The organism is Nonomuraea sp. KM88, from assembly GCF_052245635.1.
Classification (GTDB): Bacteria; Actinomycetota; Actinomycetes; order Streptosporangiales; family Streptosporangiaceae; genus Nonomuraea.
Genome location: NZ_JBQQCC010000002.1, coordinates 642,955 through 659,530 on the forward strand (window position 1 = coordinate 642,955; position 16,576 = coordinate 659,530).

The 16,576-nt window shown below is 73.2% G+C and carries 13 protein-coding genes; 8 read left to right on the forward strand and 5 right to left on the reverse strand.

All coding sequences use genetic code 11. From position 1 onward, the window contains the following. The first annotated feature begins 83 nt into the window (after positions 1–83). From ACTWPV_RS08725 to ACTWPV_RS08740, 4 genes are read left to right on the forward strand one after another with little or no spacing between them, the layout of a single operon-like run. Positions 84–992 carry a glutamate ABC transporter substrate-binding protein gene (locus tag ACTWPV_RS08725; RefSeq protein WP_347772836.1) on the forward strand — a complete coding sequence of 303 codons (909 nt, stop codon included), beginning with the start codon at positions 84–86 and terminating at the stop codon, positions 990–992. Then, entirely contained in the window at positions 992–1,636 is a 645-nt protein-coding gene (locus ACTWPV_RS08730; RefSeq protein WP_347644202.1) for an amino acid ABC transporter permease, read from the forward strand. Before ACTWPV_RS08725 ends, ACTWPV_RS08730 begins: the two co-directional genes overlap by 1 nt. Positions 1,637–1,667: 31 nt before the next feature. Then, complete coding sequence (locus ACTWPV_RS08735; protein ID WP_347644201.1) at positions 1,668–2,489, forward strand: amino acid ABC transporter permease; 822 nt, start codon at positions 1,668–1,670, stop codon at positions 2,487–2,489. Next, positions 2,482–3,429, forward strand: a complete 948-nt coding sequence (locus ACTWPV_RS08740) for an asparaginase (RefSeq protein WP_347644200.1) — start codon at positions 2,482–2,484, stop codon at positions 3,427–3,429. The genes ACTWPV_RS08735 and ACTWPV_RS08740 overlap by 8 nt, the downstream gene beginning before the upstream one ends. Positions 3,430–3,455: 26 nt before the next feature. Here the strand turns inward: ACTWPV_RS08740 and ACTWPV_RS08745 are convergent, their stop codons facing one another. Continuing rightward, positions 3,456–4,931: an LCP family protein gene (locus tag ACTWPV_RS08745; RefSeq protein WP_443151308.1), complete on the reverse strand. Its 1,476-nt coding sequence runs from the start codon at positions 4,929–4,931 to the stop codon at positions 3,456–3,458. A 238-nt stretch (positions 4,932–5,169) separates the two neighbouring features. Between ACTWPV_RS08745 and ACTWPV_RS08750 the strand changes: the two genes are divergently transcribed. Beyond that, on the forward strand, positions 5,170–6,039 hold the full coding sequence (locus ACTWPV_RS08750; protein ID WP_443151309.1) for an enoyl-CoA hydratase-related protein: 870 nt from the start codon (positions 5,170–5,172) through the stop codon (positions 6,037–6,039). A 1-nt stretch (position 6,040) separates the two neighbouring features. Then, on the forward strand, positions 6,041–6,970 hold the full coding sequence (locus ACTWPV_RS08755; protein ID WP_347644197.1) for an alpha/beta hydrolase: 930 nt from the start codon (positions 6,041–6,043) through the stop codon (positions 6,968–6,970). On the opposite strand, the gene ACTWPV_RS08760 is transcribed toward ACTWPV_RS08755, so the two are convergent. Then, positions 6,943–8,436: a prolyl oligopeptidase family serine peptidase gene (locus ACTWPV_RS08760; protein WP_347644196.1), complete on the reverse strand. Its 1,494-nt coding sequence runs from the start codon at positions 8,434–8,436 to the stop codon at positions 6,943–6,945. The two genes, ACTWPV_RS08755 and ACTWPV_RS08760, sit on opposite strands and share 28 nt — an antisense overlap. 107 nt (positions 8,437–8,543) lie before the next feature. On the opposite strand from ACTWPV_RS08760, the gene ACTWPV_RS08765 reads away from it, so the two are divergent. Together ACTWPV_RS08765 and ACTWPV_RS08770 are read left to right on the forward strand one after the other, a co-directional pair. After that, a complete protein-coding gene (locus ACTWPV_RS08765) occupies positions 8,544–9,653 on the forward strand; it encodes an exonuclease SbcCD subunit D (RefSeq protein ID WP_443151310.1) in 1,110 nt (369 codons plus the stop codon). Next, positions 9,654–13,556: an AAA family ATPase gene (locus tag ACTWPV_RS08770; RefSeq protein ID WP_443151311.1), complete on the forward strand. Its 3,903-nt coding sequence runs from the start codon at positions 9,654–9,656 to the stop codon at positions 13,554–13,556. Between the two features lie 66 nt (positions 13,557–13,622). Here ACTWPV_RS08770 and ACTWPV_RS08775 read toward each other — a convergent pair whose 3' ends face one another. Genes ACTWPV_RS08775 through ACTWPV_RS08785 form a run of 3 tightly spaced genes read right to left on the reverse strand, consistent with a single transcriptional unit; the run spans position 13,623 to position 16,569 of the window. After that, positions 13,623–14,672 (reverse strand): ADP-ribosylglycohydrolase family protein, encoded by a 1,050-nt coding sequence (locus ACTWPV_RS08775; RefSeq protein WP_347644193.1) that lies wholly within the window; start codon positions 14,670–14,672, stop codon positions 13,623–13,625. Then, positions 14,669–15,631 carry a carbohydrate kinase family protein gene (locus ACTWPV_RS08780; protein WP_443151312.1) on the reverse strand — a complete coding sequence of 321 codons (963 nt, stop codon included), beginning with the start codon at positions 15,629–15,631 and terminating at the stop codon, positions 14,669–14,671. The genes ACTWPV_RS08775 and ACTWPV_RS08780 overlap by 4 nt, the downstream gene beginning before the upstream one ends. Then, positions 15,628–16,569, reverse strand: a complete 942-nt coding sequence (locus ACTWPV_RS08785; RefSeq protein ID WP_443151313.1) for an ABC transporter permease — start codon at positions 16,567–16,569, stop codon at positions 15,628–15,630. Before ACTWPV_RS08785 ends, ACTWPV_RS08780 begins: the two co-directional genes overlap by 4 nt. Between the last annotated feature and the right edge of the window lie 7 nt (positions 16,570–16,576).

Here is a 16,576-nt window from a genome sequence, read left to right on the forward strand (position 1 = left end):
TTCAGACGACAACGTATTGACTTGGTGCGAAATATCCCACTACGGTCCGGCTTATCTTCGATATCGAAGGAAGTGAGCTGTTCATGAAGAGGTTTGTCGCCGCCGCCGTCCTCGCGGTGTTAACCCTGGCGGCCTGCGGTGAGTCGAGCAGCCCAGCCGTGCCGGGCGAGTCCCCGAGCAGCGGCCCCGACGTGCTGGCCAAGGCGCCCGTCGCGACGGCGGCCGAGATCCTGCCCGGCTCGACCATGGAGAAGATCAAGAAGCGCGGCGAGCTCCTCGTGGGCGGCTCGCTGGACGCGCCCCTGCTCTCCCAGCAGAACCCCGTCACCGGCGAGGTCGAGGGGTTCGACGCGGAGATGGGCAAGGCGCTGGCCACCTACATCCTCGGCGAGCCCAAGGTGAAGATCGTCAACTCGGCGTCGGAGACCCGTGAGGCGCTGCTCGCCAACGGCACCGTGGACGTCGTCTTCCAGACGTACACGATCACCGAGGAACGCGCGAAGCAGGTCTCGTTCGCGGGCCCGTACTACACCTCCGGTCTGACGATCGCGGTGAAGAAGGGCACGACGGGCATCGCCAAGCCGGAGGACCTGAACGGCAAGAAGGTCCTGGCGGGCGCGAACACCCCGGCGATTCCCGCGATCAAGAAGCTGGCGCCGCAGGCGGAGATCATCACGTTCGGCAGCGACCCCGAGTGCGTCCAGGCGCTCAAGCAGGACCGCGGCGTCGCGTACGTGCAGGACGAGACGATCCTCATCGCCGACGCCAAGGCCGACCCGGCGATCGAGATCGTCACGAAGCCGTTCACCGAGGACCCCTACGGCATCGGGCTCAAGCACGGTGACGACACGTTCAAGAAGTTCCTCAACGACTGGCTGAAGAAGACGCAGGACACCGGGGTCTGGCAGCAGATCTGGAAGAAGTCCATCGGCACCGTCGTGACCGGCGAGGCTCCGCAGCCGCCGCGGATCGGCTCCGTGCCGGGGTCCTGATGTCCGTCCTGCTGGATCATCTGCCCGAGCTGTGGCAGGGACTGGTCGTGACGTTCCAGCTCACCGCCGGGTCCTTCGCGGGCGCGGCGGTGCTGGGCGTGCTGGTCTGCGCCCTGCGCGTCAGCCCGGTCGGGGTGCTGCGCGCCCTCGGCACGGCCTACGTCGAGGCGTTCCAGAACCTGCCGCTGCTCGTGCTGCTCGTCCTCGCGTTCTTCGGCCTGCCGGAGATCGGCATCCAGGCCGGTCTGCTGGAGACGGCCATCGTGGTCATCGCGGTGTACGAGGGCGCCTACGTCGCCGAGGCCCTGCGCTCGGGGGTGAACTCGGTGTCGAAGGGCCAGGGCGAGGCGGCCAGGGCGATCGGCCTGACGTTCGGCCAGTCGCTGCGGCACGTCATCCTGCCGCAGGCGCTGCGCACGGTCGTCCAGCCGCTCGGCAACATCTTCATCATGACGACCATGAACACCGCGCTCGCCGCGGCCGTCGGCGTCGTCGACCTGACGGCGGCGGCCAACCGGGTCAATCTCGTCGAGGCGCAGCCGATCCCCATCTTCGTGGGCGCGGGCGTGGCCTACGCCCTGATCGCCGCCGTGGCCGGGTTCGTCACCGGGCGCCTCGAACGGAGGCTGGTGATCCTCCGATGACTTTCCACCCACTCCCGAGGCGGGCACTCCGATGACGAGCACCGCGCTCTTCGACGAGCCGGGGCCCAGGGCCAGAAGGCGCATCCGGATCGCGACCGTGCTCGGCACGCTCGCCGCCGTCGCGCTCGTCGCCCTGGCCGTGCGGCAGTTCGCCGCGAACGGGCAGCTCGACGCCGCGCGCTGGCAGCCGTACGCGACCTGGCCCATGTGGCGTTACCTCCTGGACGGCCTGTGGTCCACCTTCCTCGCGGCCGTCGTCTCGGCGGCGCTGTCCATGGCGCTCGGCCTGCTGCTGGCGCTGGGCCGGCTCTCGCCGCGCCGGTGGGTGCGGCTCCCGGCCGCCGGATACGTCGAGGTGGTCAGGACGATCCCGGCCCTGCTGCTGGTGTACGTCGTGCTGTTCGCCCTGCCGCGCTACGGCATGGACCTGCCGCTGTTCTGGAAGCTGGTCGTGCCGCTGACGGTCTCGAACGCGGCCGCCTTCGCCGAGATCTTCCGCGCCGGCATCAACGCGATCGAGCGCGGCCAGACCGAGGCGGGCCTGGCCGTCGGGCTCACCCGCTTCCAGACGATGCGGCTGATCGTGCTGCCCCAGGCCGCCCGGCGGGTGCTGCCGTCCATCGTCAGCCAGTCCGTCGGCCTGCTCAAGGACACCTCGCTGGGCTTCATCGTCAGCTACGGCGAACTGCTCTACAGCGGCAAGGTCCTGGCCGCCTACAACCACCTGGTCATCCAGACGTACCTCGTGGTCGCGCTCATCTACCTGGTGGTCAACGCCTCGCTGTCCAAGCTGGCCCGCACGCTGGAGGCCCGCCGGCCCACCCCGCTCAGAAGGAGACCCGCACGTGCCTGAACTCGCCCTGCTCGCCGAAGTGATCCGGTCGGGGTTCGTGGAGAGCGTGCACTACGGCAGCGCCGTCGGCCTCGGCCCTTCCGGGCGCACGGAGGTGGCGTTCGGCCCGGTCGACGCGCCGGTGCTGCCCCGCTCCTCGGCCAAGCCGTTCCAGGCGCTGGCCTGCCTGACGGCGGGCGCCGCCCTGGCGGGGCCGAGGCTCGCCATCGCGGCGGGCAGCCACACGGGCGAGGACTTCCACGTACGCCTCGTCCGCGAGCTGCTCGACGACTACGGCCTCGGCGCCGAGGCGCTGGCCTGCCCTCCGTCGTGGCCCGAGGACCAGCCCACCATGCGCGAGCTGGTCAGGCAGGGCCAGGACGTCTCCCGCGAGCGCATGAACTGCTCGGGCAAGCACGCCGCCATGCTCGCCGCCTGCGTGGCGGCCGGCTGGGACGTGCCCGGCTACCTGGCTCCCGAGCATCCCCTGCAGCTGCACGTGCGCGCCGTCACCGAGGAACTGGCGGGGGAGAAGGCCGCGCACGTCGCGATCGACGGGTGCGGGGCGCCGCTGTACGGGCTCACGCTGACCGGCCTCGCGCGGGCGGTGCGGGGGCTGGTGACCGCCGCGCCGGGCAGCGGGCCGCGCCAGGTCGCCGACGCGATGCGCGAGCACCCCGAGTACGTCGGCGGCACCGGCCACCAGAACACCGGCCTGATGCGGGCGCTGCCCGGCGCCCTGGCCAAGGGCGGCGCGGAGGGCGTGCTGGTCGTGGCGCTGGAGTCGGGGCACTCGGTGGCGGTGAAGGTCGTCGACGGCAGCCCGCGCGCCACGACCGCCATCGCGATAGAGGTGCTGCGCCTGATGGGCTGCGACGTCGGCGGGGCGGCCGCGTTCGCGCGGGTGGACGTGCTGGGCGGCGGCGTGCCGGTGGGCCGGATCGTCACCAGGCTGTCCTGACCGCGCCCCCCGGGGGGAGCGCCTGGTCAGCTGTTCGCCAGTGAGGAGCCGCAGCCGTCCGTGAGGCCCTTGGCCGGGTCGCCCGGGTCGTCGCCGGTCTTCTTCGCCGGCGGCTCGGTGGTCACCTTCGACGGCTTGTCCGCCTTCCCCGTCCTCGCGGGCCGCTCCGGCGACGGGGTGGCCGAGGCGGCGACCGCGGGCTTGGTGTTCTTCGAGTCGCGGATGGCCTTGTCGGCGACGTCGCGGATCTTGTCCCAGTCGGGGTAGCCGGTGTTGATGAGCGGCGGCACGAACTGCACGCTCGACACCTTCGCGTTCTTGACCTTCAGCGCGAGCGGGACCAGGTGCTTGAGCATCGGCCGGGGGATGTCGGTCCTGATCAGCTCTTTGGTGGCCAGCGCGATCTTGTTGAACCTGGTCAGCACCGTCGCCGGGTCGGCCTGGTCGAGGATGGCGCCGAGCACGCAGCGCTGCCGGCGCATCCGCGTGTAGTCGTCGCTGTACGTGCGCGAGCGGGCGTACCACATCGCGTCGGCGCCCTTGAGCTTGCGCGTGCCGGCCTTGACCAGGCCCTCGTTGTACCTGCCGAACACGACGTCCTTCTCGACGGTGATCGTGACCCCGCCGATGGCGTCGATGAGCCGGGCGAACCCCCACATGTTGACCAGGGCGTACCAGTCGACCTTGACACCCAGGGTGTAGCCGATCGTGTCCATCAGCACCTGGGCGCCCTGGTGCTCCTTGCCGCCGAAGATCTCCGGGTGCGAGTCGGCGTACTCCCAGACGCTGTTGAGCAGGTCGCTCCGGCCGCCGCCCGGGTCGGCGGGCAGGCGGAAGCCACCGGGGAAACGCTCGGCCATCGGCGTGCCTGGACGGAAGCGTACGTCCTCCAGGTTGCGCGGCAGGCTGAACAGCACGGTGTTGCCGGTCTCCACGTCGACGCTGGCCAGGTTCATGCTGTCGGTGCGCACGCCGACCCGGTTGTCGTCGGCGTCGCCGCCGAGGAGCAGGATGTTGACCCGGCGCCGGCCCGCCCACGGGTTCTCCGGCTCCGGCTCGGCCGCTTCCGGGGCCCCGTCGTCGGCGGGGGGCTGCTGGAAGATGCCGTCGAGTGTCTGCTGCGAGGTCCAGACGAACTGCGCGACCACGCCGAACGGCACCACGACGACGACGGCGAGCAGCCCCGCGAGCGTGCCGGTGACGATCTGCCCCGCCTGCGGCAGCCGCCCCGGCCGCAGCACGACGAACGAGTGCACGATGAGGGCGAACCACCCCACGCCCAGCGCGGACGCGCCGACGAGGATCGCCGTCAGCCAGGAGTTCTCGGTCAGCGAGCCGAGCAGGTTGTCGGTCAGCAGGCCCAGGGCGAGCAGGCCCAGCAGCAGCGCGGCGTAGCAGGAGAGCAGCACGAGGCCGGTCTTGCGCCATCCGGCGCGCAGATGAGCGGCGCCGGGTGCGAGCGCACCCAGCACCAGCCAGCCCAGGACCGCTCCGGCGTTCATCGGTTCCTTCGCCTGCCGCACGCCTTCCCCGTTTCCCCGCGATGTCCACCATAGGCGCGATCGCCGCGTCTTGTGGTGGACCCGGCGGTGTGGCTCGCCGAAGACGCGGAGCTCGCTGCCCGAGGCAGGCCGCTGACGTGGCCCGTCTCAGGTCTGATCGAGGCGGCAGCCTACGCAGCGAATGCGAAATGTGTCCTTATCGGAGGATGAACATCAGCAACCGAATATGATTCTACTCATGGTCTTCACCGAGATCGGATACCAGGTGGCCGATCGTGTCGCCACCGTGACGCTGCGCCGCCCGGAACGCCTCAACGCCTTCACCCTCACCATGCGCGCGGAGCTGATCGAGGCGTTCGACAGGGCCGACGCGGACGACGACGTACGCGCCGTGGTGGTGACCGGGGAGGGCCGCGCGTTCTGTGCGGGAGCCGACCTGAGCGGCGGCGGCGACACGTTCGGACGCCGCGGCGAGCCCGGCGAGCGGGAACGCGTGAACGGCGCGCCCCGCGACGGCGGCGGCACGGTCGCGCTCAGGATCGCCAGGTCGCTCAAGCCCGTCATCGGCGCGATCAACGGCCCGGCCGTGGGCGTCGGGGTCACGATGACGCTGCCCATGGACGTCCGTCTCGCCGCGGACACGGCCAGGTTCGGGTTCGTGTTCGCGCGGCGCGGCATCGTCACCGAGGCCGCGTCCAGCTGGTTCCTGCCCAGGATCGTCGGCATCGCCCAGGCCATGGAGTGGGCGGCCACCGGCCGGATCTTCCCCGCGTCCGAGGCGCTCGAAGGGCGGCTGGTCTCGCGGGTGTACCCGGCGGACGAGCTGCTGCCCGCGGCGTACGCGCTGGCTCGGGAGATCGCCGCGAACACCTCCGCCGTCTCCGTGGCCGCCGTCCGCAGGCTGATGTGGTCCGGCCTGTCGGCGGCCTCCCCGTGGGAGGCGCACGCGGCGGACTCTCGGCTCATGACCGAGCTCGGCGGCGCGCCCGACGCGGTCGAAGGGGTGACCGCCTTCCTAAAGAAACGGCCCGCCGAATTCCCGATGACGGTCAGCCAGGATCTCCCGCCAGGCGTGCCGTCGTGGCCCGACGATCCCTATGGTGTCTAGCGTGTACGAGATCACCGTGCTGCCCCTGCCCGACGACTTCGAGGGCGCGGTCGTCGCGACGCTGGTCGCCAGGAGAGCCACGACCCCCACCCGCAGGGCCGTGCTCTACCTGCACGGGTTCACCGACTACTTCTTCCAGGACCACCTGGCCGAGCACTACGTGAGCCGCGGCATCGACTTCTACGCCCTCGACCTGCGCAAGTACGGCCGCTCACTGCTGCCCCACCAGACCAGGGGCCTGATCAGGAGCGTCACCGACTACTTCCCCGAGATCGACGAGGCCGTCCGCATCATCAGGCAGGACCACGACGAGCTGACGATCAACGCCCACTCCACCGGAGGCCTGATCGTGCCCCTGTGGGCCGACCGGGTGCGAGGCCGCGGCCTGGTGCAGGGGCTGGTGCTCAACAGCCCGTTCTTCGACCTCAACGTGCCCACGCCGCTGCGCCTGGCCGCCGACCTGCTCAAGACGCCGCTGTCCTACACCCGCCGGGTCATCCCGCTGGGATCCAGCACCGTCTACGGGCAGACGCTGCACCGCAGCCTGCAGGGCGAATGGGACTACGACCTGGAGCTCAAGCCCCTGGGCGGCTTTTCGGTGCACGCCATGTGGCTGGCCGCCATCCGCAGGGCCCAGCGGCGGCTGCACGCCGGCCTGTCGGTGGACGTGCCGGTGCTCGTCCTCACCTCGGCGACAGGCCTGCGCGTACGCGACTTCGTTCCCGAGGCACGGGCGGCCGACATCGTGCTCGACCCCCGGCACATGGCCCGCTGGTCCACCTCGGTCGGGCCGCACGTCACGTGCGTACGCATCGCGGACGGCCTGCACGACCTGGTGCTGTCGGCCGAACCGGTGCGCAAGCAGGTGTTCGGCGAGCTCGACCGCTGGATGAACGCCTTCGTCTACCACGGGAACGAGAAGAGCCCGTAGTAGGCCGCCGCCACCATCAGCAGGCCGGTGCCGCCCAGCACGCCCGCGATCGCCACGTGCTGCCAGCGGCTCGGCCGCATGCCCTCGCGCAGCGCCGACACGAGCGCCGCCACCGCCGTGACCTCCTGGACCAGCATCCACACCGCCAGCACCCGCACGACCAGCCAGCCGGCCAGCACGGCGGGCCAGGCGCCCGCCTGGTTCACCGAGAACAGCACCAGCAGCGTGATGAACGCCACGACCGACATCAGCAGGCCGAGGCTCGTCCACGCGATCCTGCTCAGCCTGCGCCGCAGCGGCGGCCAGAGGCGGGCGTTGGCCTCGGCGGTGACGCCCGCGCGGCCGCGCAGGCGGACGACCATGGCGGCGACCGGCCCCGCCACGTAGCCGACGGCGGCCAGGCAGATCGTCAGCCCCAGCATCGTGCCGCCCGCGTACCAGGGGGCGGCGGGCACGTCGCTGGCCTCGAACCGCTGGACCGGGGTGGCGCCCGCCATGTGCACCGACGGCTCCGCGGTGCCCGGCAGGCCGATGATCCAGTTGGCGAGGGTCTCCAGATAGCCCTGGGTGAAGTCACCGCCGTGGACCCGCATGGCGTGGTCGCCGCGCGCCATGAAGCGGATCGTGTAGTCGTCGTTGCCCGCCTTCTTCATCGCCGTGATCAGCGCCTGGGTGGACTCGACGAAGGGGATCGAGGGGTCGGTGGTGCCGTAGAACGCCAGAACCGGCTGCTTGACCTGGCTTAAAGCCGGCATCGCGTCGTAGCGCAGGAAGTCGAAGCCCACCCCGCCCATCGCCCTGGTCAGCAGGTCGCGTACGCCGATCGGGGCGTGCAGCCTGAGCAGCTGCTCGTTCAGCGCCCACGCGACCTGGCGCAGCGGGGAGACGTTCGGCGAGGACACCATCACCAGGAACTTCACCGCGCTGCTCTTCGCCGCCGCGACGGGCACCACCCAGCCGCCCTCGCTGACCCCCCACAGCCCGATGCGCGAAGGATCCACCTCGGGAAGGGTGCGCAGATACTCCACCATGCGCAGCGCGTCGTCGGCGAGCAGCCCGAAGTCGCGGTCGCGGAAGTTGTAGCCGATCGTGCGCTTGTCGAACGCGATCGTCACCACGCCCGCCATGGCCAGGAACTCGGCCTGCGGCGTGAACTCGGTCCGCGACCCGTTCCCCGAGCCGGAGACGAACACCATCGCCGGATGCCGCCCAGGCGTCAGCGGCACCCGGAGCGTCCCCTCCAGGCGCTGCCCCTCGCCGGCGACCGAGATCTGCTCCCTGCGGACGGAGGCGGTCGCCGCCACAGGTTCCAGCTCGGCCACCGGCTGGGCCGGGATCGACTGGAAAGCTGGATCGGCTTTGAGCGGCGGCGGGTCGAATGCGGGTGGCAGGACGTATCCGACCGTCGCGAGAGCCACCAGCACCAGACCGGCGGCCACGCTCAAGGTGCCACGGCCCGTGCGCATCGGCCTCCCCATGTGCGTTGGTTTGCCCGCCGATCGTCCAGCGTACTCCCGGCTCCTGAGACGGGTGAGCCCGCATTTGTCGGTGAGACCTGTTAGCTTCCTGCGACATGCGCATCCTGCACACGTCCGACTGGCATCTCGGGCGTTCGCTCCACCGCGAGAGCCTGCTCGCGGCGCAGGTGGCGTTCGCCGACCACCTGGTGGAGACGGTGCGGGCCGAGCGGGTCGACGTCGTGGCGATCGCCGGAGACGTCTACGACCGGGCGCTGCCGCCGGTCGACGCGGTCGCGCTGCTCGACGACGTGCTCGCCCGGCTGCGCGCCGCAGGGGCGCGGGTGGTGCTGATCAGCGGCAACCACGACTCGGCGCTGCGGCTCAGGTTCGGCTCGGCGCTGTTCGAGACGGCGGGGGTGCACGTGCGCACGCGCCCCGACCAGGCGTGGGAGCCGGTGCTGGTCGGCGACGTCGCCTTCTACGGCATCCCCTACCTGGAGCCCGAGCTGGTCCGGGCCGGCTGGGAGTTGCCCGACCGCAGCCACACCGCGGCGCTCACCCACGCGATGACCCGCGTCAGGGCCGACGCCGCCCGCCACCGCGCCTCCGTGGTCCTGTCGCACTGCTTCGTCACCGGCGGGCAGGCCAGCGACAGCGAGCGCGACATCAGCGTGGGCGGGGTGGCCCACGTGCCCCTGCCGGTCTTCGACGGGGTCGACTACGTCGCGCTCGGCCACCTGCACGGGCGACAGCGCATGTCCGAGACCGTGCGCTATTCGGGCTCGCCGCTGGCCTACTCCTTCTCGGAGGCCGGCCACGTCAAGGGCTCCTGGCTGGTCACGCTGGGCGGGGAGACGGAGTTCGTGGCCGCCCCCGTGCCCCGTCCCGTCGGCACCCTGAAGGGCCGCCTCGACGAGATTCTCGCCTCTCCGCTGCACGCCCGTCTCGAGGACCACTGGCTCCACGTCACCCTGACCGACGCCGTCCGGCCCAAATCCGCGATGGAGCGGCTGCGCGCCCGGTTCCCCCACACCCTCGCCCTGGCCTTCGAGCCCGACGGCGCCCTCCCCGCCGTCCGGCCCGCGCGCCTGAGCGGGCGGCCCGAGGCAGAGGTCGCCCTCGACTTCGTCCGCGAGGTGCGCGGCGAGCCTGCGGCGCCTGATGAGGAATCCCTGCTAAGACAGGCCATCGAGGCATCGAGGGTGAAGGAGACGATGGCATAGATGCGGCCGCACCGGCTCACGTTCACGGCCTTCGGGTCTTTTCCCGGCACCGAGACCGTCGACTTCGACGCCCTTGCGGAGGCCGGCCTCTTCCTCGTCCACGGGCCCACGGGGGCGGGCAAGACCACGATCCTCGACGCGCTCTGCTTCGCCCTCTACGGCCAGGTCCCCGGCCAGCGCAACAGCGCCCGCAGCCTGCGCTGCGACCACGCCCCGCGCACGACAGGGCCTGAGGTCACGCTCGAGGTGACGATCCGCGGCCGCTTACTCCGCATCCAGCGCTCACCCACCTGGCAGCGGCCCAAGCTGCGCGGCACCGGGTTCACGGAAGAGAAGGCCAAGGTCGTCGTCTCCGAGCGGCGGGGGTCGTCCTGGCAGGGGCTGACCACCCGGCTCGACGAGGCGGGGCACCTGGTGGGCGAGCTGCTCGGCATGAACGCCGACCAGTTCTGCCAAGTGGCGATGTTGCCGCAGGGGGAGTTCGCCAAGTTCCTGCGGGCCGGCGGCGACGAGCGCGCCAAGCTGCTCGAACGGCTGTTCACCGTCAAGATCTTCACCCAGGCGGAGGCGTGGCTGGCCGAGCACCGCAAACAGGCCTGGCGCGCGGCCCAGCAGCTGAGGCAGCAGGTCGACTTCGCGATCAAACGCGTCGAGGAGGCCGCCGGCGACGCCGCCGACCAAGCCGGGGACGCGGAGCGGCTCACGCCGGAGGCCGACCCGTTGCGCTGGGCCGGGGCTCTGCTCGACGCCGCGCGGGCGGTCGTGCACGGCGCCACCGAGGAGCGGGCCGCAGCCGGCCAGGCGCTGCGCTCCGCCCGCCTCCGGCACGAACGGGCCGCCTCCCTGGCCGACCGCCGGCGCCGCCACGCCGAGGCGCTCACCCTCCGCCGCACCCTCGACGAGCGCGCCGACGAGAGAGCCGACCTGCAGGCCATGCTCGACGACGCCGCCAGGGCCGACCGCGTCATCCCGCTCGTCACCGCCGCCAGGCAACGCGCGGAGGCCGCCACCAAGGCCCGCACCCTGGCCGCCGACGCCCTCGCCCGGGCACGCCCCCTCCTGACCACCACCCCACCCGCCCCCGGCACGGAACGGCCGGCCCTCGGCGCTCACTCCTCCGGGCGGCCCGCGAACCACCCGCCCGATCCCATACTCCAAGGGGACGGCGCCGCGGTCTCCGGAGGGCGGGGAAGCCGTCCGGTGCACCAGGGCGACGGCGCCGCACCTTCCGGAGGGCATGAGAGCGATCCGTCGGCCGGGGCGCGCGAGGGTGTCGCGACCCCCGACGGGCGTGGGGACGCTCGCCCGGGCCCGGGGCGTCACGGGGGATCGACGGTCCCTTCGGCCGCCGAGCTGGCGGTGCTCGAACGCGAGCGGCAGGCCGAGATCGCGCGGCTGTCGGAGCTGCTCACGGAAGAGGCCAGGCTGTCGGTGGTCAGGCGTGACCTTCTGCGCGTGGAGGGGGAACTGGCCGCTCTTGTCGAGGCCGACGAGGCCGTCGCGGAGCGGCTGGCCGTCCTGCCCGGCCTCGTCGAGCGGGCCGAGCGCGTGCTCGCCGAGGCGCGTACGGACGCCGCCAGGATCCCGGCGGCGCAGGCCGTGCGCGACGCCGCCGCCCACCTGATCGAGATCGACGACGAGCTGGCCAGGCTGGCGGCCGAGCTGGTCGAGCTGTCGGAGCGCGAGGCCGAGGTGTTCGCCGCCCAGGCCGAGCTCCCAGGCCGGATAGCCGACGCGAACGCGGCCCTGGCCGACGTACGCGCGCAGGCGGCGGCCATCCCCGCGGCGGCCGCGAGCCTCGACGCCGCCAGGCTCGCGCTGGAGGCCGCGCACCGCCGGGAGAGCCTCGCCGCCGAGCTGGACGCGGCCGTCGCCGCCCATCAGGTGCTGGTCGACCAGGCCCAGTCGCTGCGCGAACGGTGGCTCGACCTGCGCCAGGCCCGCATCGACGGCATGGCGGCGGAGCTGGCCCGCGACCTGGCCGACGGGCAGCCGTGCGCGGTGTGCGGCTCCGACCACCATCCCGATCCTGCCGCTCCCGCCCCGAGCGCCCCTTCGGCCGACGACGAGCACGCGGCCGAGACCGAGCACGAGGCCGCACTCGCCGAACGCGAGGCGGCGGAACGCGCGCTCGCCTCGCTGGAGTCCAGGCACGCCGACGCGGTCGAGGCCACGGGAGGCCTTGATGTGGCGGAGGCCGGGGAGCAGGTGCTGCGGGCGGAGGAGGAGGTCGCCCGTCTGGAGGCGGTGGCGGCCCGCGAGCCTGCCCTGGCGGACGCGCTCGACCGCGTCGAGACCGAACGCGAGCAGGTCGGGGACCGGGCCATGGAGATCGCGGAGACCCTCGCCGCGCACCGCGCTCACCTCACCCAGCTCCGGTCCGAACGCGCCCGCCTCCGGACCGGCCTCGCCACGTCCGGCCTCGCCACGACCGGCGCCGCCGGACCGCCAGGGCAAGCCGGCGCCCTTCCGCGTCCAGGCGCCGCGCACAACGGCCCCGCCGCGCCGGCGGCGGCCGGTGGTCTCGCGCGTCCGGGTGCCGAGGGAGGCGACCGTGGCGCGGGGCCACGCCCTACCGGTCAGGACACCGCTTCGAGCGAGATGGCGGGCGACGGGGGTTCCCACGGCGCGCAGGAGGTCGATGGCGCGGTCGTGCTGGCCGAGGCCGAGAAGGAGCTGCGGAGGTTGCGGGAGTCGGCCGGGCGGGAGGACGAGCTGGCCGGGGAGGCGGCGCGGCTCCATCGTGAACGGCAGGACCAGGAGGAGGAGCGCCGCAGGGTCGGCGCGAGGCTGGCGGCCTGCCGCACGAGACACGAGGAGCTGAGCGGTGACGCCGGAAGGCTCGGGGCGCGCCTGGACGCGGCGCGGGGCGGCGACCCGACCCTGACCGCCCGCCTGGCCAGGCTCGGCGACGAGGCCGAGCTGCTGCGGGAGGCCCGCGAGGCCACGCAGGCGGCGGCAGCGGCCCATGACGAGCTGAACAGGGCCCGGCAGGCGGCGGAAGAGGCGGCGGCCGAGGCCGGGTTCGCGGACGTCGCGGAAGCGGAGGCGGCGGCCAGGAGCCCGGCCGAGAGGGAGCGCAAGGCGGAGCTGCTGCGCCGCCTCGACGACGAGCACGCCGCCGTCATGAGCACCCTGGCCGACCCCGAGCTGGTCGCCGCCGCGGCCCAACCCGCGCCCGACCTGGCCGCGATCGAGGCGGAGCGCGACGCCCTGGAGGAGGCGCACACGCGGCTGTCGAGCGTTCGCGACGGGGCTGTGGCGAGGGTGGCACGGCTGGAGGAGCTGTACGGCGAGCTGGCCGGCCGGCTCGAACGCTGGCGCCCGGCCGCCGACCGGCACCGCCTGGCGGAGCGGCTGGCGGCGCTGGCCGGCGGCACGTCCGGCGACAACCGGTGGAGCATGAGCCTGTCGTCGTTCGTGCTGGGCGAGCGGCTGCGGCAGGTCGTGGACGCCGCGAACGAACGCCTCGACCACATGTCGGGCGGGCGCTACCTGCTACGCCACGACCTGCGGAAGACGGCGGGGTCGCGGGCGCGCTCCGGCGGCGGGCTGGGGCTGCGGGTGGCCGACGGCTGGACCGGCGTCGACCGCGATCCGGCGACGCTGTCCGGGGGCGAGAGCTTCATCACCTCGCTCGCCCTGGCGCTGGGCCTGGCCGACGTCGTCACGGCGGAGGCCGGTGGCGCGGAGCTCGGCATACTCTTCGTGGACGAGGGCTTCGGCACCCTCGACGAGGACACCCTCGACAGCGTCCTCGACATTCTTGACGGGCTGCGCGACGGAGGGCGGGCGGTGGGCATCGTCAGCCACGTCGCCGAGCTCAGGTCCCGGATCCCCGCCCAGCTCAAGGTCACCAAGACCCGCACCGGATCCACCCTGGCCCCGGTGCGCGCCGGCTGAGACCGTCCCCCAGCCCGGCGCCGGGCGGCGCCGGGCTGGTCTGATGTCCCGCCCGGCGCCGGGGGCTCATGTCCCGCTGCCCACGGGGACCGGGCGGGCGACGGCGGCCAGCCGGGCGGCCACGCGGGACAGGTCGAGCCCGTTGGCCTCCTCCACCCGGGCGACCGCCGCGGCGGGCACCGCGGCGATGCCGTTGAGCGCGCCCGCGACCGCGGCGGCCATGCAGCCGACCGTGTCGGAGTCGCCGCCCGCGGTGGCAGCGGCGACCGCGGTCCGGAACGGGTCGCCGCCGGCCGCCACCAGCAGGCCGATGGCCGCCGGGCAGGCCTCGGCCGCGGGCAGGCCGGTGCCGATGACGGAGGCGATCCGCTCGATGGCGTCGTCCAGGTCGCGGGACTGCACGGCGAGCGTGACGGCGAGGTCGATGCGCTGGGCGACGGAGGGGCCGGGGACGTGCCGGCCCTGCTCGCCGCCGAGGGCCTCGCCGAGTTCGGCGCCGCGCCGCGCCGCCCGTACGACCTGGAACAGGTCGGCGCCGTCCACGCAGGCGGCGGCGGTCGCGGCGGCGATGGCCGCGGCTCCGGCGACGCCGATGTTCGTGTGGTGACTCGGCACGCACGTCAGGTGTGCCGCGCGGACGGCGCCCTCGACGTCACCGGGGTGCACCAGGCCGGCGGGGGCGACCCTCATGGCGCCGCCGTTGCTGGCGCCCTCGCTCATGACGCGTCCCGCCTTGCCCACCTCCCAGGGGTCGTCCCCGGCCTTGAGGCGTTCGATGGCCTTGCGCGTGGTCGGGCCGGCGAAGTGGGGATAGTAGGAGGGGTTGCCGGACCAGCCGATGAGCAGGCGGGCCATGACCTCGGGGGTGACCTCCCCGTCGTGCTCGGCGAACGCCTCGGCGAGCAGCAACATCTGGCTGGAGTCGTCGGTGATCTGGGCCGGCCCGCGCCCGACCGCGTACGGCGCGTCGGGCAGCGGCGCGTGGAAGCTCTCGACCCTGCGGCCGAACAGTTCCCGGATCTCCGGGATGGAGCGTTCCTCGGTGGGCGCGCCGAGGGCGTCGGCGATGCAGGCGGCGGCCAGGCTGCCGTGGATGCGGTCGAGAAGTGTGGTCATCGGATTCCTTGTGGACGGGGTGCGGCGTCGAGGGTGACGTTCCGCAGGGACGTCTCGAGGCCGGTGCCGGCGTCGAGGTAGGCGCGCGAGCCGAGGCGGCCCACGCAGAGGGAGGCGGTGGCGACGCCGGCGCGCAGGCTGCCGGCGAGGGAGCGCCCGAGGATCCAGGACCCGGTGAACGCCCCGGCCAGGGCGTCTCCGGCGCCGGTCGTGTCGACGACCTCGGCCTCCGGCCCGCGCGCGTGCCAGCTTTCCTCCCGGCTGTGGCAGGCCGCGCCGTTGCGCCCGCCGGTCACCACGACGACGGACGCGCCGGCGGAGATGAGCAGCTCGGCGCAGCGCCCGGGGTCGCCGCCGGCCAGCACCTCGACCGCGCCCTGGTTGCAGAAGACGAGGTCGCTGGCGTGGGCGAGGTCGAGCGTCCTGTCCAGGCGCCCGGTGACGGCGTCGGGTTCGAGGTCGACGGCCACGGCCGCGCCGTTCGCTCGGGCCCGGGTGGCGAGGTCGATCGCCCAGTCCAGGTCGTCGGCCAGCGGGGCGACGACCCGCGCCGTACGGAGCAGGTCGTCGGAAACCTGTCCCGTGGCCGGGATCTTGACCTCGGTCACCGCTCCGACGAGGGACTTCTCGCCGGTGTCGTCGAGCTGGACCACGCAGAACCAGGTGTGCCCGCCGGCGACGGTGACGCTCGCGGAGACGTCCACGCCGTGGGCGGCCAGCCGGTCCAGCGCCTGGCGGCCGGGCTCGTCGGAGCCCACGGCGGTGACTAGGCCGCTGCGGGCTCCGGCGAACCGCGCGGCGGCGGCCAGGTTGGCGCTCATGCCCCCGCCCTGGATGCTCAGCAGCCGCCCGATCGCCTTGCCGTCGGCGGTGGCGATGTGCGGCACCCGGACGAAGTAGTCGACGCTGGCGTCTCCGACCGCCAGCACGTCCAGCGGCCGCGGGTTCGTGGCGGTCATCCGGGAGCCCTCCGGCTGAGGAGGTTGTTCAGCAGGGCGGCGCCGACCAGGACCAGGCCGAGGATGCCGGTCTGCACGGAGTTGCCGACCTGGGCCAGCTGCAGCCCCCAGGACAGCACCACCACGACGACGAGCGCCAGCAGGACGCCGCTGAGGTGCCCGCGGCCGCCGAAGATGTGGATGCCGCCCAGCACGGCGATGGTGATCGCCTGCAGCTCCATCCCGAGGCCGGCGCTGGGCCGGGCCGTGAGCAGCCACGCGTTGGTCACCACGGCGCCGAGCGCGGCCAGCGCGCCGGACAGGCAGTACAGCCGGAACCTGAGCTTGTCCACGTCGACCCCGGCCAGGGCCGCGGCCCGGTCGCTGGTGCCGATCTGGTGCAGCCGCCGGCCGAAGGCGGTGCGGTTCTGCGCCCAGATGGCCACGGCGAACGCGGGCGCCAGCACCAGGAGCACCTGCGCGGGCACGCCGAGGATCGCGGTCTGCCCGAGGGCGGCGAAGCCCTCCCGGTTGAACCCGCCGAGCTGGCCTCCGTGGGTCAGCACCTGGGCGAGCGCGCCGTACAGGAAGAGCGTGCTCAGCGTGACGATCAGCGGGGGCAGGCCCAGCCGGGCGACCATGAAGCCGTTGACGGAGCCGAGCAGCGCGCCGAAGGCGACGGTCACCAGCGCGGCCAGCCACGGGCTGAGCCCGAGGTTCTGGGCGAGCAGGCCCATGAAGATGCCCGACAGGCTCAGCGCGGACCCGACGGACAGGTCGATGCCGCCCCGGCCGCCGAGGATGACCAGCGACACGCCGAGGGCCAGCAGGCCGATGACCGCGCCGTACTGCGTCATCGCCAGCAGGTTGCCCACCTCGAGGAAGTACGGCGACAGCAGGCTCATCAGCGCGCCGAGGGCGACGATGAGCACGGCGAGGAACACCCTGCGATCGCTCACGCGGTCC